The 23,193-nt window shown below is 61.2% G+C and carries 19 protein-coding genes; 7 read left to right on the top strand and 12 right to left on the bottom strand.

Going from position 1 to position 23,193, the window contains the following annotated elements:
* Nucleotides 1–262: 262 nt before the first annotated feature.
* A complete protein-coding gene (locus P3T22_RS28555) occupies nucleotides 263–952 on the top strand; it encodes a response regulator (protein ID WP_429326769.1) in 690 nt (229 codons plus the stop codon).
* 103 nt (nucleotides 953–1,055) lie between these two features.
* Here P3T22_RS28555 and P3T22_RS28560 read toward each other — a convergent pair whose 3' ends face one another.
* Nucleotides 1,056–1,742 (bottom strand): orotate phosphoribosyltransferase, encoded by a 687-nt coding sequence (locus P3T22_RS28560; RefSeq protein WP_063497552.1) that lies wholly within the window; start codon nucleotides 1,740–1,742, stop codon nucleotides 1,056–1,058.
* A 396-nt stretch (nucleotides 1,743–2,138) separates the two neighbouring features.
* On the opposite strand from P3T22_RS28560, the gene P3T22_RS28565 reads away from it, so the two are divergent.
* Nucleotides 2,139–3,422: an MFS transporter gene (locus P3T22_RS28565; protein ID WP_429326770.1), complete on the top strand. Its 1,284-nt coding sequence runs from the start codon at nucleotides 2,139–2,141 to the stop codon at nucleotides 3,420–3,422.
* A gap of 336 nt (nucleotides 3,423–3,758) precedes the next feature.
* A complete protein-coding gene (locus tag P3T22_RS28570) occupies nucleotides 3,759–6,041 on the top strand; it encodes an NADP-dependent malic enzyme (protein ID WP_429326771.1) in 2,283 nt (760 codons plus the stop codon).
* Nucleotides 6,042–6,289: 248 nt separating this feature from the next.
* Here the strand turns inward: P3T22_RS28570 and P3T22_RS28575 are convergent, their stop codons facing one another.
* Complete coding sequence (locus P3T22_RS28575) at nucleotides 6,290–6,847, bottom strand: hypothetical protein (protein WP_429326772.1); 558 nt, start codon at nucleotides 6,845–6,847, stop codon at nucleotides 6,290–6,292.
* Nucleotides 6,848–6,881: 34 nt separating this feature from the next.
* On the bottom strand, nucleotides 6,882–10,481 hold the full coding sequence (locus P3T22_RS28580; RefSeq protein ID WP_429326773.1) for an indolepyruvate ferredoxin oxidoreductase family protein: 3,600 nt from the start codon (nucleotides 10,479–10,481) through the stop codon (nucleotides 6,882–6,884).
* A 346-nt stretch (nucleotides 10,482–10,827) separates the two neighbouring features.
* Between P3T22_RS28580 and P3T22_RS28585 the strand changes: the two genes are divergently transcribed.
* On the top strand, nucleotides 10,828–11,034 hold the full coding sequence (locus P3T22_RS28585; protein WP_429326774.1) for a hypothetical protein: 207 nt from the start codon (nucleotides 10,828–10,830) through the stop codon (nucleotides 11,032–11,034).
* A 138-nt stretch (nucleotides 11,035–11,172) separates the two neighbouring features.
* Here the strand turns inward: P3T22_RS28585 and hppD are convergent, their stop codons facing one another.
* Nucleotides 11,173–12,270, bottom strand: a complete 1,098-nt coding sequence (gene hppD / locus P3T22_RS28590) for a 4-hydroxyphenylpyruvate dioxygenase (RefSeq protein ID WP_063497549.1) — start codon at nucleotides 12,268–12,270, stop codon at nucleotides 11,173–11,175.
* A gap of 256 nt (nucleotides 12,271–12,526) precedes the next feature.
* On the opposite strand from hppD, the gene P3T22_RS28595 reads away from it, so the two are divergent.
* Nucleotides 12,527–13,024 carry an Lrp/AsnC family transcriptional regulator gene (locus P3T22_RS28595; RefSeq protein ID WP_429326775.1) on the top strand — a complete coding sequence of 166 codons (498 nt, stop codon included), beginning with the start codon at nucleotides 12,527–12,529 and terminating at the stop codon, nucleotides 13,022–13,024.
* An 84-nt stretch (nucleotides 13,025–13,108) separates the two neighbouring features.
* Here P3T22_RS28595 and P3T22_RS28600 read toward each other — a convergent pair whose 3' ends face one another.
* The 8 genes from P3T22_RS28600 to paaA form a co-directional block, all read right to left on the bottom strand.
* Entirely contained in the window at nucleotides 13,109–13,777 is a 669-nt protein-coding gene (locus tag P3T22_RS28600; RefSeq protein ID WP_063498111.1) for a GNAT family N-acetyltransferase, read from the bottom strand.
* 247 nt (nucleotides 13,778–14,024) lie between these two features.
* A complete protein-coding gene (locus tag P3T22_RS28605) occupies nucleotides 14,025–14,633 on the bottom strand; it encodes a TetR/AcrR family transcriptional regulator (protein ID WP_063497547.1) in 609 nt (202 codons plus the stop codon).
* A 14-nt stretch (nucleotides 14,634–14,647) separates the two neighbouring features.
* Complete coding sequence (locus P3T22_RS28610) at nucleotides 14,648–15,460, bottom strand: DUF1835 domain-containing protein (protein ID WP_063497546.1); 813 nt, start codon at nucleotides 15,458–15,460, stop codon at nucleotides 14,648–14,650.
* 154 nt (nucleotides 15,461–15,614) lie between these two features.
* Nucleotides 15,615–16,703 carry a 1,2-phenylacetyl-CoA epoxidase subunit PaaE gene (gene paaE / locus P3T22_RS28615; protein WP_063497545.1) on the bottom strand — a complete coding sequence of 363 codons (1,089 nt, stop codon included), beginning with the start codon at nucleotides 16,701–16,703 and terminating at the stop codon, nucleotides 15,615–15,617.
* Between the two features lies 1 nt (nucleotide 16,704).
* Complete coding sequence (gene paaD / locus P3T22_RS28620) at nucleotides 16,705–17,247, bottom strand: 1,2-phenylacetyl-CoA epoxidase subunit PaaD (protein WP_063498110.1); 543 nt, start codon at nucleotides 17,245–17,247, stop codon at nucleotides 16,705–16,707.
* A gap of 37 nt (nucleotides 17,248–17,284) precedes the next feature.
* Entirely contained in the window at nucleotides 17,285–18,088 is an 804-nt protein-coding gene (paaC, locus tag P3T22_RS28625) for a 1,2-phenylacetyl-CoA epoxidase subunit PaaC (protein WP_429326776.1), read from the bottom strand.
* An 8-nt stretch (nucleotides 18,089–18,096) separates the two neighbouring features.
* Complete coding sequence (gene paaB / locus P3T22_RS28630; protein ID WP_007179854.1) at nucleotides 18,097–18,381, bottom strand: 1,2-phenylacetyl-CoA epoxidase subunit PaaB; 285 nt, start codon at nucleotides 18,379–18,381, stop codon at nucleotides 18,097–18,099.
* A 39-nt stretch (nucleotides 18,382–18,420) separates the two neighbouring features.
* A complete protein-coding gene (gene paaA, locus P3T22_RS28635) occupies nucleotides 18,421–19,419 on the bottom strand; it encodes a 1,2-phenylacetyl-CoA epoxidase subunit PaaA (protein WP_429326777.1) in 999 nt (332 codons plus the stop codon).
* A 216-nt stretch (nucleotides 19,420–19,635) separates the two neighbouring features.
* Here paaA and P3T22_RS28640 point away from each other — a divergent pair, with 216 nt between their 5' ends.
* Nucleotides 19,636–21,261: an NAD(P)/FAD-dependent oxidoreductase gene (locus P3T22_RS28640; protein ID WP_429326778.1), complete on the top strand. Its 1,626-nt coding sequence runs from the start codon at nucleotides 19,636–19,638 to the stop codon at nucleotides 21,259–21,261.
* Between the two features lie 406 nt (nucleotides 21,262–21,667).
* Complete coding sequence (locus P3T22_RS28645) at nucleotides 21,668–22,936, top strand: SGNH/GDSL hydrolase family protein (RefSeq protein WP_429326779.1); 1,269 nt, start codon at nucleotides 21,668–21,670, stop codon at nucleotides 22,934–22,936.
* Nucleotides 22,937–23,193: the final 257 nt, after the last annotated feature.

The following is a 23,193-nucleotide window of genomic DNA, read 5'->3' on the forward strand; positions in this document are numbered from 1 at the left end:
CGGTTCTCCTGTCAGGGCGCGAGGCGGTTGTCCTCGCGAGGATTATTGTCCCTATTTTGTGCCCCAAGGTCGAATCAAGTCTAACATTCGCGTTGCGGAGGATCATTGTTGCCAGCCGGCGGGCTGGACAGAGGCGAAATCGGCTATAGTCAGAGGAATTGTCCGCGCGAATACAGACTGCGTACCCGATCAGTGCAAGTACCAAGAATAGAAAGGCATGTCAGAAGTTTTGGAGAGTGGTTTATCTGTCGAGGGGAGGGCAATGCAAGATCCAGTCAGGGTCGTGGTCGCTGACGACCATCCGGTGATTCTGTTCGGCGCCGAACAGGCTTTGCTCAAGTTTCCAGGTCTGCAGGTCGTCGCGCGTGCGCGACAGTCGACCGAACTGGTCAAGGTGTTGCAAACCGTTGAGTGTGATGTGCTCGTCACGGATCTGGCGATGCCAGGCGGCCAATACGGCGATGGTTTGCCGCTGATCGGCTATCTGCGCCGCAATTTTCCCGACCTTCCCATCGTCGTGCTGACGATGCTGGAAAACGCCGCGTTGCTCAAGCGGCTGAGCGAACTCGGCGTGACCTCGGTCGTCAACAAATCGGACGATCTGAGCCACATCGGACTCGCGGTGCAGCACGTCAGCCGCAAACTGGAATACATGAGCCCGTCCGTCAAGGCGTCGCTCGATACGCTGCGCATGAATGCCGGCGGCAAGGACGAAGAAGTGATGCTGTCCCGGCGCGAACTCGAGGTTGTGCGCCTGTTCGTGTCGGGCATGACGATCAAGGAGATCGCGGAGCAGCTCAATCGCAGCATCAAGACGATCAGCACGCAGAAGAATACGGCTATGCGCAAGCTCGGTATCGATCGCGATTCCGAGTTGTTCCAGTACGCGCAGAGTAACGGCTTGCTGAATCTGTCGTCGCACTCGGTCGACGACACTGGTAGCGCGTCCTAGCCGCGGTCGTACTTTCGTTCGGTTGGACGAATTCAATGAAAAACGCCACCTGTCTCGTCGACAGGCGGCGTTTTTTCATTCCATCCGCATTAAGCGGCTGCGCTTACTGCGGCGTCGCGTTGGCGCCGCCGTGTGCCGCAGACCATTCGGCCGGCGCGTGCAGGAATTTTTCCACTTCGTCGAGCGTTTTGGCGTCGAAGTAGTTGTTTGCCTTGGCGACGCGCAACACGTCCCACCACGTGGCAAGTGCGTGCAAATCGACGTCGATGTCTTTCAGCACCGACACGCTTTCCTTGAAGATGTTGTAGTGGAACAGCACGAAGCAGTGGTTCACTGTCGCGCCGGCGGTGCGCAGCGCATTGATGAAGTTGACCTTGCTGCGGCTGTCCGTGGTCAGATCTTCGACCAGCAGCACGCGTTGCCCTTCGGTCAGCAGACCTTCGATCTGCGCGTTACGACCGAAACCCTTCGGCTTCTTGCGCACGTATTGCATCGGCACCATCAAACGGTCGGAGAGCCACGCCGCGAACGGGATGCCAGCCGTTTCGCCACCGGCCACCGCGTCGATCTGCTCATAGCCGACGTCGCGCAGGATCGTGGCTTCGGCCATTTCCATCAGGCCGCGGCGCACGCGCGGATAAGAGATCAGCTTGCGGCAGTCGATATAAACTGGGCTCGCCCAGCCGGACGTGAAAATGTACGGTTTCTCCGCGTTGAAGTGCACTGCTTGCACTTCCAGCAGCATCTTTGCGGTGGTGTCGGAGATCGTCTGTCGATCGAAGCCTGTCATGGGCGGATCCTTGGGTGTGAGCGAGGAGAAGCGGGCGCGGAGCCCGGTGGCGCAACAAGCGGGGTATGCCGCGCCATGATGGGCGGCGCCTTGATAGGCAATTACGCGGCCGGTCAGTGGAGTGCAGGCCGGCTTTTGCTGCGCGCGTAGGCCGGCATTTTACCCGAAATGGGCTCTCCCGAGGTGGCCGTCATACGTGCCGGCCGCGAATGGCGGTCATAACGGCCGCGCTGAACGGAACTTGCAAGGTTCGTTCGGGGCAGCACTATTGCTGCTTCCCGGGCTGGTTTTCGGCCTGCTTTCTGGTTTGCTTGCGAGCGGCCCAGGGTGCCTTGCCTTTACACTCACGCGAATTTCCTGGCGGCCGTGTACGCATGGCCGCCCATGCCCTACGGAATGCTTTCAATGACTGCCGCTTCTTCTACCGAGACCCGTAAATCCGCCAAAAGTGGCCCTGCCAAAAGTGGCCCTGCCGAAAGTGGCGCTGCCAAAAGCGGCTATGCGGGACGTGCGCTGATCGCGTCGGTGCTCGGTTACGCGCTGGACGGCTTCGATCTGCTGATCCTCGGCTTCATGCTGCCGGTGATCGCCGCGGATCTGCATCTGAGTTCCGCGCAGGCAGGCTCGCTTGTTACGTGGACGCTGATTGGCGCTGTCGCTGGGGGCCTGATTTTCGGCGTTTTAAGCGACTATTTCGGCCGCGTGCGAATGCTGACGTGGACGATCTTGATCTTCGCCGTCTTTACCGGCCTATGCGCGCTGGCGCAGGGTTATCCAGACCTGCTGGCCTATCGGACCATTGCAGGCATTGGCCTCGGCGGCGAGTTTGGCATCGGCATGACGCTGGTGGCTGAAGCGTGGCCGGCGTCGCAGCGGGCACGCGTGTCGTCCTATGTCGGGCTGGGATGGCAACTCGGGGTGCTCGCGGCCGCGTTGCTGACGCCGCTGCTGCTGCCGGTGATCGGCTGGCGCGGCATGTTCGCGCTTGGATTGCTGCCTGCCGTGGTGTCGTTTTTCGTGCGGCGCAGCGTCGAGGAGCCAGCGCTGTTCACCGAGCGCGTTGCACGTGGAATGCGTAAGCTGCCGTTCAAATTGCTGGTGGCCGACGCACGCACCGCGCGCGCCAGCATCGGTATCGCGATTCTCTGTTCAGTACAGAACTTCGGCTATTACGGACTGATGATCTGGCTTCCGAGCTATTTGTCGAAGACGTTCGGCTACTCGCTGACCAGGTCCGGCGTCTGGACCGCCGCGACGGTTCTCGGCATGGCGTGTGGCATCTGGCTGTTCGGCATGGCCGCCGACCGGTTCGGCCGCAAGCCGGCCTTCCTGTTCTACCAGGTGGGCGCGGTGGTGATGGTATTCGTCTACGCTCATCTGACAACGCCGATGGCGCTGCTGATCGGCGGCGCAGCCATGGGTGTGTTCGTCAACGGGATGATCGGCGGCTACGGCGCGCTGATATCCGAGCTATATCCAACCGATGCACGCGCCACCGCGCAGAACGTGCTGTTCAACGTCGGCCGGGCGGTCGGCGGTTTCGGGCCGGTGGTCGTGGGCGCGTTGGCCGCACGCTATTCATTCGGCGCCGCGCTCGCTTTGCTCGCATCGATCTATCTGCTCGACGTTTTCGCGACGCTCTTTCTGATTCCCGAACGACGCGGCGCCGAGCTCGAATGACTCGCGCGTGACTCGCGCTTGACCCATGCTTGATCCGGGCATGAGGCACGCGCGGTCATTCACAAAATGGCCGCCGGATGCGGCGCTGCAGCATTGCGGGCCGGTGTTTCGCCGATGGCGAGCCGAGTTAACCACTCAGTGCATCGACGCATTCGGGGTGTACACTAATCGGCCCGCATAGCACTCCGCACCGTCTTGCCCTCCGCCGAGGTCCGAAGCCGCGCCGAACCGGCGCATGCGAAAACCGCCGCAGTCGATTATCCATTCGATGGACGCGAAGCGACGCCAACGGTGCGCTGTGCCGGGCCCAATTACTTACGTCTCGCAGGCTAAAAAATGGACGAACAACTTAAGCAAAGCGCTCTCGCTTACCACCAGTTTCCGAAACCCGGCAAGATTTCGGTCACGCCCACCAAGCCGCTCTCGAACCAGCTCGATCTGTCGCTCGCCTACTCGCCGGGCGTCGCCGCAGCCTGCATGGCGATCTACGAAGACCCGCTCGACGCGCAGAAGTACACGTCGCGCGGCAACCTCGTCGGCGTGATCACGAACGGTACGGCCGTGCTCGGTCTCGGCAATATCGGCCCGCTCGCTGCGAAGCCGGTGATGGAAGGCAAGGGTTGCCTGTTCAAGAAGTTCGCCGGCATCGACGTGTTCGACATCGAACTCTCCGAGTCGGATCCGGACAAGCTGGTTGAAGCGATCGCGATGCTCGAGCCGACCTTGGGCGGCATCAATCTTGAAGACATCAAGGCGCCTGAGTGCTTCTACATCGAAAAGAAGCTGCGCGAGCGCATGAAGATTCCCGTCTTCCATGACGATCAGCACGGCACTGCGATCATCGCTTCGGCGGCGATCCTGAACGGCCTGAAAGTGGTCGGTAAGAAACTCGACGAAGTGAAGCTGGTGTGTTCGGGCGCGGGCGCGGCTGCGATCGCGTGTCTGGATCTGCTGGTGAATCTGGGCCTGTCGAAGAAGAATGTGCTCGTTGTCGATTCGAAGGGTGTGATCTACGAAGGGCGCGGCAACCTGGATCCGTCGAAGGAACGTTACGCGGCTAATACCGAAGCGCGCACGCTGGCCGATGCGAGTCGCGGCGCCGACGTGTTCCTTGGCTGTTCGAGCGGCGGCGTGCTGAAGCCGGAAATGGTCGCGGAAATGGGTACGCAGCCGCTGATTCTGGCGCTGGCGAATCCGGAACCGGAAATCCGTCCGGAAGAAGCGAAGAAGGTGCGCCCGGACTGCATCGTCGCGACAGGCCGTTCGGACTACCCGAACCAGGTCAACAACGTGCTGTGCTTCCCGTTCATCTTCCGCGGCGCGCTGGATGTCGGCGCAACCACGATCACGGAAGAAATGAAGCTCGCGTGCGTGCGTGCGATTGCGGAACTGGCAGAAGAGACCGATCAGGGCGATGAAGTCGCCAAGGCCTACGAAGGTCACTCGCTCGAGTTCGGTCCCGACTACCTGATCCCGAAGCCGTTCGATCCGCGCCTGATCATCAAGATCGCGCCGGCTGTTGCGCAAGCCGCGATGGACTCGGGCGTCGCGACCCGTCCGATCAAGGATATGGACGCGTACCGCGAAGTACTCGGCGCAACGGTGTACCGCACCGGCATGGTGATGCGTCCGGTGTTCGCCGCGGCGAAGTCAGAGCCGGCGCGTATCGTGTTCGCCGAAGGTGAAGACGAGCGCGTGCTGCGCGCCGCGCAATTCGTGCTGCTGGAAAAGATCGCCAAGCCGATTCTGGTCGGCCGTCCGTCGGTGATCGAGATGCGTCTGAAGAAGATGGGTTCGAAACTGAAATGTGGTGAAGACTTCGAAGTCGTCGATCCGGAAGACGATCCGCGCTATCAGCAATGCTGGCAGGCATACCACGAACTTGGCGCGCGCGAAGGCGTGACGCCGGACGTCGCGAAGGCCGCGATGCGCAAGTTCAACACGCTGATCGGCGCGATCCTCGTGCGCCTCGGCGAAGCTGACGGCATGATCTGCGGGATGATCGGCCAGTATCACGCGCATCTCGAGTTCATCGAGCAGGTGCTGGGCAAGGCGGATAACGTGCAGAACTTCGCTGCAATGAATCTGCTGATGCTGCCGGGCCGTAACCTGTTCATCTGCGACACGTACGTGAACGAAATGCCGACCGCCGAACAGCTCGCGGACATGACGATGCTGGCTGCGGGTGAAATCGAGAAATTCGGTATCACGCCGAAGGTTGCGTTGCTGTCGAATTCGAACTTCGGCAGCGCGCCGTCTTCGTCGTCGCAACGCATGGCCGCGGCTCGCAAGCTGATCGTCGAGCGTGCGCCTTCGCTCGAGATCGACGGTGAGATGCATGGCGACGCGGCATTGTCGGAAGCCGTCCGCAAGGCTGCGTTCCCGGGCACGACGCTGACCGGCGAAGCGAACCTGCTGATCATGCCGAACGTGGAAGCGGCAAACATCACGTACAACCTGCTGAAGATGATCGGCGGCGAGGGCGTGACGGTGGGTCCGTTCCTGCTGGGCGCGGAAAAGCCGGTGCACATCCTGACGCCGGCTGCGACTGTGCGCCGGATCATCAACATGACGGCGGTGGCTTCGGCCAACGCACGCAAGCAGGTGAGCGCGCAGTAACGCGAATAGGTTGATGCTTGAAGCGGCGCCGCATTGGGGCGTTCGCTGGCAAGCTAAGAGAACGTCACGGAAGTTGATTCCGTGGCGTTTTTTTATTTGCGCGTTCTTATTTTGGTGGCTGCTGGTCTGAGGAATTCTTAGGGGGCTAGCTGAGCTTTAAGAATGCTCCTATTCGATTCGCTGTGACACTTTTGTAAAGTTACTTCTGAAGCGCAGCACAACGCGATGGCAACGGAACAGTCGGCTGGTCAATCCTTGCATCGCGTCAGGCGCTGCGCTTCCTCTCGTGTTGGGAAGTTCGTAGTGGCAGTAGCAGTAGTTCTGGTGGTGAAGGCAGTAGTACCAATGGGTTGTAGTACCGGCAGTAAGTGTGTGTTGTTGTAGTTGGCAGTTGAAGTAGCAGTTGGTGGTTGAAGTAGCAGTTGGTGGTTGAAGTAGCAGTTGGTGGTTGAAGTAGCAGTTGGTGGTTGAAGTAGCAGTTGGTAGTTGAAGTAGCAGCTGGTAGTTGAAGTAGCAGTTGGTAGTTGAAGTAGCAGTTGGTGGTTGAAGTAGCAGTTGGTGGTTGAAGTAGCAGTTGGCAGTTGAAGTAGCAGTTGGTGGTTGAAGTAGCAGTTGGTGGTTGAAGTAGCAGTTGGCAGTTGAAGTAGCAGTTGGAAGTTGAAGTAGCTGTTTGGTAGTTGTTTGTTTTTGGTTGGTTGTTGTTGTGTTGTTGGAAGGAGCAGTACCGCTTGTTCTTGTACACACGCATCACGTGTCGGAGCAGGCAAAAAAAGGCGACTGTCCGCGAGGACAGCCGCCTTTTCCATTTCAGGCCGACGCCAGCCGGTCAAGCCAGCAAGATCATGCCGCGTGCTGCGCCTTTCCCGTTTCCGGCGAGCGCCAGCGCGTCAGCAAGTCGTTCCATTTGACCCGCACGCCTTTCAGATTATTTTCCTTCACGTGCCCGTAGCCGCGGATGCCGTCCGGCAGATTCGCCAGTTCGGCAGCCAGCTCACGCTTCTGCGCGGTCAGGCCGCCGATCAGTTCGCGTACCAGTGCTTCGTATTCGACGATCAGCGCTCGCTCCGTGCGACGCTCCTCTGTCTTGCCGAACACGTCGAGCGCAGTCCCGCGCAGGAACTTGAGTTTTGCGAGCACGTGCATGGCGCTGAACACCCAAGGTCCATACTTCTTCTTCACCAGATGACCTTGTGCGTCTTTCTTCGAGAACGTCGGCGGCGCGAGGTGAATGTGCAGCTTCCAGTCGCCTTCGAAATTCGCCTTCAGTTTTTCGATGAACGCTGGATCGCTATAGAGTCGTGCGACTTCGTACTCGTCCTTGTAAGCCATCAGCTTGTGCAGGTTCTTCGCGACCGCTTCGGTCAACGGCAACTGGCCGTCGATCGAATCGAGCGTTGATTCCGCCACACGCACTTGCGACACCAACGCACGATAACGGTCCGCGTAAGCCGCATTCTGGTACGCGGCAAGATAGTCGGCGCGCTTGTCGATCAGCGTGTCGAGCGCCTTCGGCGTGTGCAGCGAGATGATCTTGCTGCTTGCCGTTTCCGCTGCGGCACCGCGTCCTTGCGATTGCGCGAGCTTGCGCACCGCCGCCAGATCGTGCGCAGCACGGCGACCCCATTCGAATGCCGCACGGTTCTTCTCGATCTGCACGTTGTTCAGCTCGATCGCGCGCATCAGCGATTGATAGGTTAGCGGCACCCAGCCGCGTTGCCATGCGTAGCCGAGCACGAACGGATTCGTGTAGATCGCGTCACCAAGCAGCGCGACGGCGAAGTGATTCGCGTCGACCATATCGACACCGTCGTCGCCCGCACCAGCACGCACGTCCGCTTCAGTGCTGCTGCCCGGGAAGCGCCAGTTCGGGTTCTTGATGAGCTCGGCGGTCGGCGTGTGCGCGCTATTGAGCACGACACGGGTACGGCCCACCTGCATCCGCGAGACGCATTCGTCGCTGGCGGTAACGATCGCGTCGCAACCGATCACGAGACTTGCTTCGCCCATGGCGATGCGGGTCGCGTGTATGTCGCCCGGGTTCTGGGCGATCTGCACGTGGCTCATCACGGCGCCGCCCTTTTGCGCGAGGCCGGTGACGTCGAGTACCGTGACGCCTTTGTTTTCCAGGTGCGCGGCCATCCCGAGCAATGCGCCGATCGTCACGACGCCCGTGCCGCCGACGCCCGTCACCAGCACCCCATAAGGGCGCGCGATCGACGGTAGTTCGGGTTCCGGCACGGGCGGCATCGCGTCACCGACAATGCCGGAAGCCGCCTTCGGCTTGCGCAACTGCCCCCCTTCGACGGATACGAAGCTCGGGCAGAACCCGTTCACGCACGAGAAGTCCTTGTTGCAGGTCGACTGATTGATCTGGCGTTTGGTGCCGTACTCGGTATCGAGCGGCTCCACAGACAGGCAATTCGACTTCACCGAGCAATCGCCGCAGCCTTCGCACACTGCTTCGTTGATCACGACACGCCGCGCCGGGTCCGGATACGTGCCGCGCTTCCTGCGGCGGCGCTTCTCGGTCGCGCAGGTCTGGTCGTAGATCAGGATCGTGGTGCCGGAAATCTCGCGCAGCTGGCGCTGAACTTCGTCGAGCTTGTCGCGATGGTGAATGTCGATGCCGGGCGCGAGCCCGACGTTCACGGAGTACTTCTCCGGCTCATCGGTGACGATCACGATCTTCGTCGCGCCTTCGGCGGCGAGTTGATGCGTAATCTGCGGCACGGTCAGCACGCCGTCGACCGGTTGGCCGCCCGTCATCGCGACCGCGTCGTTATAGAGAATCTTGTAGGTGATATTCGCCTTCGACGCGATCGCCGCGCGAATCGCGAGCAGGCCCGAGTGGAAGTAGGTGCCGTCGCCGAGGTTGGCGAACACGTGCTTGTCATTGGTGAACGGCGCCTGGCCGATCCACGCGACGCCTTCGCCGCCCATCTGGCTGAAGGTGCTGGTGCTGCGGTCCATCCACACGGTCATGTAGTGGCAGCCGATGCCGGCCATTGCGCGCGAGCCTTCCGGCACATTCGTCGACGTGTTGTGCGGACAGCCCGAGCAGAACCACGGCTTGCGCTCGGCTTCGACGCGCGGACGCGCCAAGGCTTTTTCTTTCGCTTCGATTACCGCGATGCGCGTCGCAATGCGCGCACGCACGTCGGACGGCAGGTCGAACTTGTCGAGCCGCGTGGCGATCGCCTTGGCGATGATCGCCGGCGAAAGTTCGTAGTGGGCCGGCAGCAGCCAGTTGCCCATCGGCACCGACCATTCGCCACCTGCGCCGTCCTTCTCGTCGAACTTGCCGAACACACGCGGACGCTGCGCATCGGGCCAGTTGTACAGTTCTTCCTTGATTGCGTATTCGAGGATCTGGCGTTTTTCTTCAATCACCAGAATTTCCTCGAGACCGCGAGCGAACGCGTGCGCACCTTGCGCCTCGAGCGGCCATACACAGCCGACCTTATACAGGCGGATGCCGATGCGCGAACAGGTTTCGTCGTCGAGACCGAGATCGGTCAGCGCCTGACGCACGTCGAGGTATGCCTTGCCGCCCGTCATGATGCCGAAACGGGCGTGTGGCGAATCGATTTCGACGCGGTCCAGTTTGTTCGCGCGCACATAAGCGAGCGCTGCGTACCACTTGTAGTCGAGTAGACGCGCTTCCTGCACCAGTGGCGGATCTGGCCAGCGAATGTTCAGACCGCCTTCGGGCATGGCGAAGTCGTCCGGCAGAATGATTTTCGTGCGGTGCGGATCGATGTCGACCGAAGCCGACGATTCGACCACGTCGGTCACGCACTTCATCGCCACCCACAGCCCGGAATAGCGGCTCATCGCCCAACCATGCAGGCCGAAGTCCAGATATTCCTGCACGTTCGATGGAAACAGCACCGGCAGGCCACACGCCTTGAAGATGTGTTCCGATTGGTGCGCGAGCGTCGAGGATTTGGCGGCGTGGTCGTCGCCGGCGAGCACGAGAACGCCGCCGTGTTGCGCCGAGCCAGCCGAATTGCCATGCTTGAAGACGTCGCCGGAACGGTCGACGCCCGGGCCCTTGCCGTACCACATCGAGAAGACGCCATCGTATTTGGCGCTCGGGTACAGATTGACCTGCTGTGAACCCCACACGGCGGTGGCCGCGAGGTCTTCGTTGACGCCGGGTTGGAACACGACGCGATGTGCGGCGAGATGCTGTTTCGCCTTCCACAAGGATTGGTCGAGTCCGCCGAGAGGCGATCCACGGTAACCGGAAATGAAGCCGGCGGTATTGAGCCCAGCGGCCTGGTCGCGTTCCTGCTGCAGCATCGGCAGACGCACTAGCGCCTGGATGCCGCTCATGTACGCGCGGCCACGTTCGAGGGTGTATTTGTCGTCGAGCGTGACGGAAGATAGCGCGGCTTCGAGCGAGGCTCGCTGACCTGCGTCTAGCGGGGCATTCATTATGTGTTCTCCTCCACCGAGTTTGGGATCACCAAAACTTTTTTGGACCGCCGCATCTTGTGAATGCGTAAGGCCGGGGTCGCCATATTGACGTGTTTCAAGCGATGGTAGCACTGGTGAAAACCCGCCGCAGCGCGACATGAACACGGTCACGCGGCGCGATTTCACAGAAGCGCATCGGCTGGCACCCGGCTCTCTGACACCCCTGTAACAAGCTGTAAAAACTACAAATATGCGGAACCGCAGTTGAAATGTCTGTCTAACCCCCACCTGCGAGCAATGTCTGCGCAACGCTCTGCATTCGGTGGAGCTTCAGGACAGCAGGGCAGTTAGAAAAGGAGTACGCATGAACACGAGAAACATCCAGACTTTCCTGATGGTTTCGGCCGCATTCTTTGCCATGAGCACGCCGGTGCGCTCGAACTCAAGCTCGAGCAGCGCAGGGGCGTTGTCGAATGCGATCACCAGCATGGCGCAAGTCGCGCCCGCACGCATTGCGGCGGAGCGTCTCGCACGATCCACAAAGGCCGACAAGGAAGACCCGAATTCGTGATGCGTTGCTGAAGCGGCGCATCAGTTGACAATCAGCCGTTGTCCGGGCTTCGGCCAACGGCATAGACGACGAAGGGCGAGGATCGCAAGATCCTCGCCCTTTTTTATCTCTCCCAGATTCCGTGCCGGCCTTTAATCGTTAGGCCTTGTCCTGAACCACGCCGCGGCGAATCTGGTCTAGCTCGATCGATTCGAACAGCGCCTTGAAATTGCCCTCGCCGAACCCCTGATTGCCCTTGCGCTGGATGATCTCGAAGAAGATCGGTCCGATCTGGTTTTCGGTGAATATCTGCAGCAGCAAGTCGTCGGGCGCGCCGTCGATCAGAATCTTGCGCTTACGCAATTCATCGAGCGGTTCGCCGTGGTTCGGCACACGGCGATCGACCAGTTCATAGTACGTGTCGATCGTATCGAGCAACGAGATGTTCGCCGCGCGCAAACCGTCCACGGTGCGGTAGATGTCGTTGCTGCCCAGCGCGATGTGCTGGATGCCTTCGCCGTGGTACTCGTCCAGATATTCCTGAATCTGGCCGGGCACGTCAGAACCTTCCTCATTGATCGGAATGCGGATCTTTCCGCACGGCGAGGTCATTGCCTTCGATTTCACGCCGGTCACCTTGCCTTCGATGTCGAAGTAACGCACTTCCCGGAAATTGAACAGACGCTCGTAGAACTCCGCCCATTCCTGCATGCGGCCGCGATGGACGTTGTGCGTGAGGTGATCGATGTAGGTCAGGCCGTGGCCGACCGGGTTAGGATTGGCGCCGGGAATCGGCTCGAAGTCGACGTCATAAATGTCGATGTTGCCAATGCTGCCTGGCTCAGCGCCGTTCTTGCCGCGCCAGCGGTCGACGAAATAGATCAGCGAGTCGCCAATACCCTTGATCGCCGGGATGTTCAGTTCCATCGGGCCGGTCTTGTTGTCGAAGCCCCAGGCGCCTTTTTCCAGAGCCTGCTGGTAAGCCTTCGCCGCGTCCTGCACGCGGAAGGCGATCGCGCAGATCGACGGGCCGTGCAGGCGCGTGAAACGTTGCGCGAACGAATGCTGTTCCCCGTTGACGATGAAGTTGATTTCGCCCTGGCGATACAGCGTCACGTCTTTGTGACGATGCCGGGCGACGGCGGTGAAGCCCATCTGTTCGAACAGCTTGCCGAGCGCCTTCGGATCCGGTGCGGTGTATTCGATGAATTCGAAGCCGTCGGTGCCGACCGGATTCTCCCAAGTTGAAACCTGCATTGTCTGTCTCCTGTGTCGACCGGAGTTAGCGCTTCAGCGCTTACTCCGGTCCCATACAAAGTTGTCGACCGGAGTTAGCGCTTCAGCGCTTACTCCGGTCCCATACAAAGCCAAGCGCTGACGCGGGGTGTGCAAGTTAGCGCGACTGAATGACGCAAGTGTAAAGGCCGGCCGGCGACGAAAACTTGCGAAGTTAATCGCATGTCGATACGCTGGCGCTATTTCCTGGCTTGTTTTCTCACATGGACGACAGAAAATGGCCAAAATAGAGATAGACGCCATCGACAGACGCATTCTGGCGATCCTTCAGGAGAATGGCCGGCTATCGAATCAGGAGATCGCCGAGCGCATCAATCTGTCGCCGAGCCCCTGTTTGCGGCGTATCCGTCGGCTGGAGGAGAGCGGGGTGATTCGCGGCTATGTCGCGCTGCTCGATGCGCAAAAGCTTGGGCTCGATCTGCTTGCTTACGTCAACGTGCGGCTGGAAAAGCGCAGCGGTCCGGCGCTCAGTCCGCGCGGCGACACCACGCACGCCGATCTGTTCCGCGCGGCGGTGCAGACGTGGCCGGAAGTGGTCGCATGTCACGCGATGACGGGCGACATGGATTACCTGCTGCGTGTGCAGGTCGAGGATATGGCGCACTTTTCACGTTTCGTGCAGGACCAGTTGCTGCACCATCCCTCTGTCATCGACGTGAAGACGAGCTTTTCGCTCGAGAAGTTCAAAGAGACAACGGCACTGCCGATTTTGTGAGCGCCGGGCCGCGGTCAAGCGGCAGACAAACAAAAAGGGCAGCCAACAAGGCCGCCCTTTTTGTTTCGCCGAAGCGCGGACCGGTTAAGCGGCCTCAGCTGTCGGCAAGAACGATTCGAACAGTCTCGACGCCTGACGCGCCTGGCGCTTGAGTGCGTAATCGAACACCGCGGCTTGCTCCTGCAGCATTTCGGCGATGATGCTTGTTTGATCCGCCGGCGGCAGCGTCAGATAGGCGTCTGCTTCGCCGTACGAGTATTCGATCTTCATGCCGGCCTTCTTCGCGATGTGCATCATGGTCGAATTGCGCGACAGGCAGTGCATGTAGAGCATGGTGACATGCGTATTCCGGCTGCGGATGGCGGCACGCTCGAAGAGCTTCGAGCCAATACCTTGCCCACGAGCGCTTTCCAGCACCGAAACGCCGAACTCGGCAGTGCGCTTGTTGCCTTCGACCGGCAAATACGCCAGATGGCCGACGCCGATGAGTTGCAATTGACTATCGAATACGCCGAAGACCGTGTCGCGCGTGAAATCGATCGCGCGGACGTAATTTTCAATGACGTGGTCCGGCACGATCTGGCCAAAGCGCAAAAGGCGGTCGTCTTCGTCGAGCGAGAGGAAGTGGGTCAGCAGCCGTTCGCGATCGATAGCGGTGAGTTCGCGGACCAGAGCAGGCGCACGACCGCCTGGCTGCAACAGGCGATCGTGCGCGACGATCGGCTCAGCGGCGCGGGGTGTAATCATGTTCATGTTCATGGTCAGGTTCTCCTTTAATCAAGCGGCATGGTGCACCGCAAAAACGATTTTAGCGGAAATGCCGACCTGATACTAGGGAAAACCCGTATCAAAACTGAGGGGAACGCCTAAAAATCTAGCGCCCTATTTTTAATGTATTGATTATTAAGGAAAAATAAATTGAGCAAGCGTTCGTGACAAGATGTTGCGGCCGAGGCGGCAGGCGCCCACTATTCCCTCTGAACAATGCTGCCGTGCGCAATCAGCCTTCGGCGGAGCTCAATCCATGGTCCACCATATTGACCACCTGCTCGGCAAATTCCCGGTAGCCCATTCGGCCGTCCGGCTTGAGCCAGGTGAATGTCCAGTTGATCATTCCGAACACCATCATCGTGAGGGCGGTCTGGTTTTCGCGCGTGGCGCGTTCCGGATAAGCGCGCGCCAACTGCCGCGCAAACGCCGCGACCACGTCGCGCTGGCGGTTCAGGATGATCTCGCGCTGGGCGTCGACCAGATACTTCACGTCGTTCAGGAGCGCGACGTGACGGCTGTGCGACGTCTCATACTCGGACAGAAATGCGCGGATCAGCTCCGCGAAGGTTTCCCGCTCGGACAACCCGCGACGTTGGCTCGCTCCCTCCACCTCGGCGATGATCAGCATCAGCCGTTTGGTGTAGCGGTCCAGCAGATCGAACAGGATCGCTTCCTTGCTCGCGTAGTAGTGGTACAGGCGCGCTTTCGAGGTGCCGCTCGCGGCGGCGAGGTCGGCCATCGAGGTGCTCGGGTAGCTGGTCTGCGCGAATTTCGCCGCGGCTAGTTCGAGAATCTGGTCGCGCTGGGTTTCGTGGTCGGGGGCTCGGGTGCGTGCCATGGTCGTCTGTTTTATTAGTGTGGACAGGGTGCAAGTGCCGCGCAGAGCTCCAGCGTGCGCCATGCGCTCGCGTCGCCGCGCAGCTTGATGCGGCGTGTTGCGGCCAGTTCGCGAAAGCGCCACAGCACGATGCTGTCGCTCACCAGATAGCAGAGGTCGGCGGTCATCAGTTCGGCGGCAACACGCGCGGCAGGTTGCCAGTCGCCGATGGCCTGTTCGAGAATCAGTGCGTCCAGATCGGCGAAGCTGCCGTTCGTGAAAGTGTTGTCGCGCCAGCGCCGTGTCTCGCCGTTCGCGTGTTTGGCCTCCTGCCATTCGAGCGCAAGCCGGCTGATGCGCAGAACCGAAATCGGCGCCGCGTCCGGCAGGCGCCCTTGCAGTACAGCCGGCGCGAACATGCCGACGGATGTCGCGCGATCTTTGCGACTGTGCGCCCATGCGTCCGGATCGGTGAGGTCGTGAATCGACAGACGCACTTCATTCAGCCGTTGCGGGCTGTTGCGCAGGTGGTAGCTGACGCGGCGCAGCATCAATTGATCGGCTGCGCTTTCGCCGTGCCAGACCACCACGTTCGCGGCACCGCGTGCGATGTTCTCCAGCGTGGCCGCCTGCTCGCGGAATTCCCGAAGAAAATCGCGCCGGCGGTCCGTGCTGACACGGTCCCAGAATTCTGCTCGCACGTCGGGTCCGTCATCGATACCGCGCAGCGGACCGACCGCCAGATCGTCGCGCAGTGCGTGCACGCGATCGTCGCGGCCCGCCTCGGCTAGCGCGGCGCGCAGTGACTCGGCGGCGACATCGCCGTTGGTGAGGTGGATGGTGCTCATCGGCAGTGGCTTGGGCTGGCAAAAAACGCAAATAGCAAAAGGGGCCGCTCATCGACCGGGACAGGCGTCCGATCGCGAGCGGCCCCTAGTGTAAGCGGATCGCGGACCTGCTGAAAGCGTTCCGGGCGCCGCGTGGCTGCCGGATGCGTTCGGCTCAGCGCTCGTCGTAACTCACCACCACGCGATCGCTGATTGGATGGCATTGGCAGGTCAGCACGTAACCGTCGCGGATTTCGTGTTCTTCCAGCGTGTAGTTCTTTTCCATCTTGACCTCGCCTTCCAGCACCTTCGCGCGACAAGTGCAGCAGACGCCGCCCTTGCACGCGTACGGCAACGCGAGACCGGCACGCAAGCCGACGTCGAGCACGCTCACGCCCTGATACGGCAGGCGCAGCTTGCGCCTTTTCCCGTCGAGGACGATTTCGAGGTCGGCGGCCGGGGTGTCGTCGGTGATTTCGACCGGCGGCACGCCCGCTTGCGGCAGCGGCGAACCGAAGCGCTCAACATGCACTTTTGCCGAAGGCACGCCCGCTGCTTTCAGCGCAGCCTCGGCGGCATCCATCATCGGTGCGGGGCCGCAGATGAAGGCTTCGTCGATTGCGTCGGCCGGCAGCAGATTTTCGATGAAGGCGGCGCACTTCTCCTGGTCGAGCACGCCGTTGAACAGCTCGACGTCTTGCAGGTCGTCGGACAGCACGTGATAGAGCACGAAGCGGTTCATGAAGCGGTTCTTCAGATCCTCGAGTTCTTCCGCGAACATGATCTGATCGACGCTGCGGTTGCCGTACACCAGCGTGAAAGTGCTGCGTGGCTCGACTTCGAGCGTGGTCTTGATGATCGCGAGCACCGGTGTGATGCCCGAGCCGCCGGAAAACGCGAGGTATTGCTGACCCTGGTCGGCATTCAGATGGGTGAAGAAGCGGCCGTCCGGCGTCATCACGTCAATGGTGTGGCCGGGCTGCAGCGTGTCGAACGCGAAGTTCGAGAAACGCCCGCCGCGCACGCGCTTGATGCCGATGCGCAATTCGCCGTCGCGATCGTAATCGGTGACGCCGACGCAGATCGAATACGAACGGCGCGTTTCCTCACCGTCGATGTGCGTTTTCAGCGTGACGAACTGACCCTGCATGAAGCGGTATTGATCGCGTAGTTCGGCAGGGACTTCGAAGGCAACCGAGACCGCGTCGGCGGTTTCGGGCCGCACTTCGCGGATGCGCAGCGGATGAAATTGCGGGGTAGCCATATCAGTATGGTTTGAAGTAGTCGAAGGGTTCGCGGCAGTCGATGCAGCGGTACAGCGCCTTGCAGGCCGTCGAGCCGAATTGCGCGAGGCGCTCGGTATGCGCCGAGCCGCAACGGGGGCACGACGGCGCCGGCAGCGCGCGCGGCATGAAACGCAGCACTTTTTCCTGCGACGGCGCGGCGGAGCCGCAATTGCCCGTCGGCGGCGCGATGCCGTAGGCGCGCAGCTTTTCACGCGCGTCGGCGGTCATCCAGTCGGTGGTCCAGGCCGGTGCGAGGACCGTGGCGATCCGATATGGCTTCAGATCGGCCGCGTCGAGCGCATGCGCGACGTCTTCGGCGATCTGCGACATTGCCGGGCAACCGGAATAGGTCGGCGTGATCACGACTTCGAGCGTGCCGTCGGCGGCGCGCCGCACGTCGCGCAGAATGCCGAGTTCCCGAATCGACACCACCGGAATCTCCGGATCGGGCACCGTTTCGAGCACGGCCCACGCGCGTTCGAGCGTGGCGTTGGCGGTGAGCATGGCAGTCGAGGTCGTCATCGTCATCGTGAAGTTCCGTCGGGTTCCGGTTGTGCGCTTACCAGGTGGCGCCGGGATGCTGGCGCGCGAGGCTTTGCATTTCGGCCAGCACAAAACCCATGTGTTCCGAGTGCTCGCCGTGCTTGCCAGTCGTGATGTGCTTGACGGCTTCGGGCAGCTTGAGCGTGGCTTTATCGAGCGTGGCCTGTACGTCTTCGAGCCATGCTCCTTCGAGATCCGACGTCATCGGCCCGATACCGGCGGCGGCGATGGTCTCCTCCACGGCGTCGGCACTGAAAAACTCGCGCGTGTATGGCAGCAGATAGTCGAGTGCGGCTTGAGCACGGCGATGTGACTCGTCGGTGCCGTCGCCGAAACGGATCAGCCATTCGCTCGCGTGGTGCACGTGATAGCTGGCTTCCTTGATCGACTTCGAGGCGATCGCTGCCAGCTGTTCATCCTTCGACGTAGTGAGCGCCGACCAAAGATGCGCCATCAGCGTCGCGTACAGGAAATTGCGCACGATCGTGACCGCGTAGTCCTTCTCGGCTTGCGCGGTACCGGCTAGCGGGCCGTAATGCGGCAACTCGGCCAGCGTGTAGTTGGCGAACTCACGTTCGGCGCGGAAGTAGGCGTAGTCGTCTTCCGTGCGGTTTTTGCCGGTGAGTTGCTGTTCCAGCGAGGCGGCGTGCGTATACAACAGGCGGGCCTGACCGATCAGATCCAGACTCATGTTCGACAGCGCGATGTCCTCTTCGAGAATCGGGCCGTGACCGCACCACTCGGTATTGCGCTGACCGAGGATCAGCGCGGTGTCCGCGAGGCGCAGCACGTACTGCAGATGTTGGGGCGTAATGTTCATGGCCGCGCTTACATGTGGTTGACTTCGTCGGGGAGCGTATAGAACGTCGGATGGCGGTAAATCTTGTCGCCAGCCGGTTCGAACAGCTCCGCCTTGTCTTCCGGCGCGGACGCCGTGATCGCCGACGACGGCACCACCCAGATGCTCACGCCTTCCTGGCGGCGCGTGTAGACGTCGCGGGCCATGCGCAGCGCCATCGGCGCGTCGGCGGCATGCAGGCTGCCGCAGTGTTTATGGTCGAGTCCCTGCTTGCTGCGCACGAAGACTTCCCAAATCGGCCATTCCTTGTTCATCGCTGATCTCCTGATACTTTGTTCGGCTTGCCGCGTGAGTTAAGCGGCGTGCTGTTGCGCGCGCTGGCGTTGCTTTTCGGCGTGGGCGAGGGCGGCTTCGCGCACCCAGGCGCCTTCGTCGTGCGCCTTCACGCGAGTCGCGAGACGTTCGCGGTTGCAGGGGCCGTCGCCATTCACGACGCGCCAGAATTCTTCCCAGTCGATATCGCCATAGTCGTGGTGGCCACGGGCTTCGTTCCACTTCAGATCCGGGTCCGGCAGCGTGACGCCGAGCACCTTGGCCTGGTCGACGGTGGCGTCGACGAATTTCTGGCGCAGATCGTCGTTCGAGATGCGTTTGATGCCCCATTTCGACGACTGGTTGCTGTGGATCGAGTCTTTGTCGCTCGGTCCGAACATCATCAGCACCGGCCACCACCAGCGGTTCACGGCTTGCTGGACCAATTCGCGTTGCGCTTCGGTGCCGCTCATCATCGACATCAGCGCGTCGAAGCCTTGGCGCTGATGGAACGACTCTTCCTTGCAGATACGGATCATTGCGCGTGCGTACGGGCCGTAAGTGCAGCGGCACAGCGGAATCTGGTTCATGATTGCCGCGCCGTCCACCAGCCAGCCGATCACGCCGACGTCCGCCCACGTGGGCGTCGGGTAATTGAAGATGCTCGAATATTTGGCTTTGCCCGAGTGCAGCGCAGCGATCAACTGATCGCGCGACACGCCGAGCGTTTCGGCCGCGCTATATAGATAGAGACCGTGGCCGGCTTCATCCTGCACTTTGGCCAGCAGGATCGCCTTGCGCTTCAGGCTGGGTGCGCGTGTGATCCAGTTGCCTTCTGGCAGCATGCCGACGATCTCCGAATGCGCGTGCTGCGAGATTTGCCGCACCAGCGTCTTGCGGTAAGCGTCAGGCATCCAGTCCTGCGCCTCGATCTTGCCGTCGGCGGTCATGACCGCATCGAATTGCGCCTGTTCGGGCGAACCCGCTGCCGCGTCGAGCGGGGCAACATTGCCGGGGATATCCAGGGATTGCGTGTACATGGGGACGCTCTCAGCGGAAGTTGTCTGTATTTGCGCAGTATAAACCAACCGACCGGTCGGTTAATAAATTTTTTGAGACGGACCGCGGCTATCGATAGGGGAAGGAAGGAGCGCCGTCGAGGGCGTTTCACATGCACTGCCGCCCCGCGCCAACACTTAACCTATAAAATTGCGAATTGGCTGCGATTTGCGGCCTTCCTGCATCCCCCGGTACTCATGTTACGTCTAAGCGAAATCAAACTCCCGCTCGATCATCCCGAGAGCGTTCTCGAAGCCGCCGTCCGCGCGCGCCTCGCTGAGCTCGGCGTGGGCGACGACGGGCTCGTCCGATACACCGTGTTCCGCCGCGCACACGACGCGCGCAAGCGCACCGACATCAAGCTCACTTATATCGCCGACGTTGAAGTCAAAGATGAAGCGGCCGCGCTCAGGCGGCTCGCCGACGTGCCGCACTGCGGCGTGACGCCGGACATGACGTACCGTTTTGTCGCCAAAGCACCGGCGCAGATGACCTCCCCGCGCCCGGTCGTGATCGGCATGGGGCCGTGCGGCCTGTTTGCCGGGCTGATCCTTGCCCAAATGGGCTTTCGTCCGATCATTCTCGAGCGCGGCAAGGCCGTGCGCGAGCGCACTAAAGATACTTTCGGCCTGTGGCGCAAGTCGGTGCTCAATCCTGAATCGAACGTGCAGTTCGGCGAAGGCGGCGCGGGTACCTTCTCGGACGGCAAGCTTTATAGTCAGATCAAGGATCCGAAGCACTACGGCCGCAAGGTGCTCGATGAGTTCGTCCGCGCGGGTGCGCCGGAGGACATTCTTTATCTGAGCCGCCCCCATATCGGCACGTTCCGCCTTGTCAGCATGGTCGAAAAGATGCGCGCGACCATTCACGAGTTGGGCGGCGAAGTGCGTTTCGAGACGCGGGTCGACGATATTGAAATCGATCAGGGCAAGGTGCGCGGGCTCAAACTGTCGACGGGCGAACATTTGCGCTGCGACCACGTGGTGCTGGCGGTCGGCCATAGCGCGCGCGATACCTTCCAGATGCTGAACGACCGCGGCGTCTATATCGAAGCCAAGCCTTTTTCGCTCGGTTTCCGGATCGAACATCCGCAAGGGTTGATCGATCGCAGTCGTTTCGGCAAGTTCGCGGGACACAAGCAACTCGGCGCCGCTGACTATAAGGTGGTGCATCACTGCAGCAATGGGCGTGCGGTTTATAGCTTCTGCATGTGTCCGGGCGGCACGGTGGTCGCGGCGACTTCCGAGCCGGGCCGCGTGGTGACCAACGGCATGAGCCAGTACTCACGGGCGGAACGCAATGCCAACGCCGGGATTGTCGTCGGCATCACGCCGGACGACTATCCGGGCGGGCCGCTTGCCGGCATCGCCTTCCAGCGTAAATGGGAAGAGCGGGCGTTCGAACTGGGCGGCGGCAACTATATGGCGCCGGGGCAACTGGTCGGCGACTTTATCGCTGGGCGACCGTCTACGTCGCTGGGGTCGGTGGTGCCGTCCTACAAGCCGGGCGTGCATCCGACCGATCTCAGCACGGCGCTGCCCGACTACGTGATCGAGGCGATCCGCGAAGCGTTGCCGCAGATGGACAAGAAAATCGCCGGGTTTGCCATGCATGACGCCGTGCTGACAGGCGTCGAGACGAGAACGTCGTCACCGATTCGCGTGCGGCGCCGGGACGACTATCAGAGCATGAATGTCGAGGGCTTGTATCCGGCCGGTGAGGGCGCGGGGTATGCCGGCGGAATCTACTCGGCAGCCATCGACGGGATCGAGGTGGCCGAAGCGCTTGCATTGAAGATGAGCGGGGCGTCGGTGGCGGTATGACGAATAATGCGTTTGCGCTCACACCGAATGGCGGTGGCGCAGGCGGCCTGATATGGGCGAGACGCTGTGCATCCTCGGCCGATGGCTGCTTCGCAGACGTTGCGTCTAGGGCCCCGGGTGGGGGCTCTAGTGCCAGGCGAGCCGAATACGTCCGGCGCCGCGCGATCCACCGAATACCCGTGCCCCCGCTTGCGGTACGGTCGGTGCCGCAGCCTTGATACGAGGCGCGGGTGATCGTACGATAGCGCTCGCCCACTCGCCCACTCGCCCACTCGCCCACTCGCCCACTCGCCCACTCGCCCACTCGCCCACTCGCCCACTCGCCCACTCGCCCACTCGCCCACTCGGCCGCGATGGCCATGGCGATCGGGCACAATGCACGTTTCGCATCGAACTGACCACCCGAATGACCATTAGCACCCTGGCTGCCGCATGTGGCGCGGCGCTGCTTTGCCAATTTGCCGTTTCCTCGACCGTTTTTGCCGCCGACGCCCCGGCGCACTGGGTTACTGCGTGGGCGACGGCGTTGCAACCCATCCCGCAACGATCGGATTTGCCGCCCTTATATCGCGCCCCGGAGGTAGCAGGGCGCACCGTTCGTCAGATCGTCTATCCCACGCTGTCAGGTAAATCCGCACGAGTCCATCTCAGTAATGAGTACGGGAAGACGGCGCTCGTCATCGAGGATTTGCGCATCGCGCGCTCGGCCGGTGGGGCGGCGGCGCTAGGCAATGGCGAGGCGCGCGTGACGTTCGGCGGCAAGAGTTCGGTGAGCGTGCCGGCGGGCGCGGAGTTGGATAGCGACCCGGTTGCTATCGACATCGTTGAAGGTGCGCCGTATACGCTCAGTGCGTTCACGGGGCCGGAACAGCGGATCGTGGCGTGGCATCGGGTATCGAGTCAGTTGAATTACGTTTCCGTACCGGGTAATCACACGGCCGATACTTCCGCTGAATCGTTTCGCGGCCGGTTCACGCAATATGTGTGGGTGACTGGCTTGTCGGTGGACGCGCCTTCATCGGTTGCCATCGCCGCGATCGGCGACTCGATCACCGACGGCATGCGCTCCAGCCTGAATCAGAATCGACGCTGGCCGGACGCGCTGGCTCGTCGGTTCGCCGGCACCGGAGACCACTCGACGGCTATCGTCAATCTTGGCATCAGCGGCAATCGTTTGTTGAGCGACTCACTCTGCTACGGCGACGCACTCGTCCGGCGTTTCGACCGGGACGTGCTGGAACGCCCGGGTGTCAAGACGGCGATTCTGCTGATCGGAATCAACGACATCAATTTTGCAGAGATGCCAGCTCGTAGCGGCCTCGACTGCGACTCCCCACACACCTCGGTGACAGCCGCCGATCTGATCGCCGGGTACCAGCGGGTGATTGCAGATGCACGGCACCGTGGCGTGAAGGTGTTCGGCGCGACGTTGACGCCTGCCTCGCTGCCGGCGCCCCGAGAGGCGATCCGGCTTGCGGTCAACCAGTGGATTCGAACCAGCCGCGCTTTCGACGGCGTCGTAGATTTCGACGCAGCACTACGCGACCCGGCGCACCCGAGTCGCCTGCAGCGCACCTTTGACAGTGGCGATCATATCCATCCCAGCGACGCCGGATACACCGCAATGGCCGAAGCGGTTCCGGTGGCTGCTTTGGTGAATTCAACCCGGAAGTGAGCCGCAAAAAAGATTTTCTTCAAACACTTGTCACATGGCTGATGTTCGCCTATAGTTCGCCTCCTCGTTTGCGAACGAGGGCCGCGGCAGAAACCAGCGGCCGTGACGTCAACAAGGTTTTAAGCGAAAGCGAAAAATGTTGTTGACGAAACGAAAAAGAGCCTTCATAATCTCGTTTCTCTGCTGCTGATGCAGCGACGCAGAACGAAGCGGTGCCGGGTGGTTGTGATGTGATGCAACGCGGTGCTGGTTCGGTA

Origin of the sequence: Paraburkholderia sp. GAS348, from assembly GCF_050434205.1 — a bacterium.
In the GTDB taxonomy this organism is placed as follows: Bacteria; Pseudomonadota; Gammaproteobacteria; order Burkholderiales; family Burkholderiaceae; genus Paraburkholderia.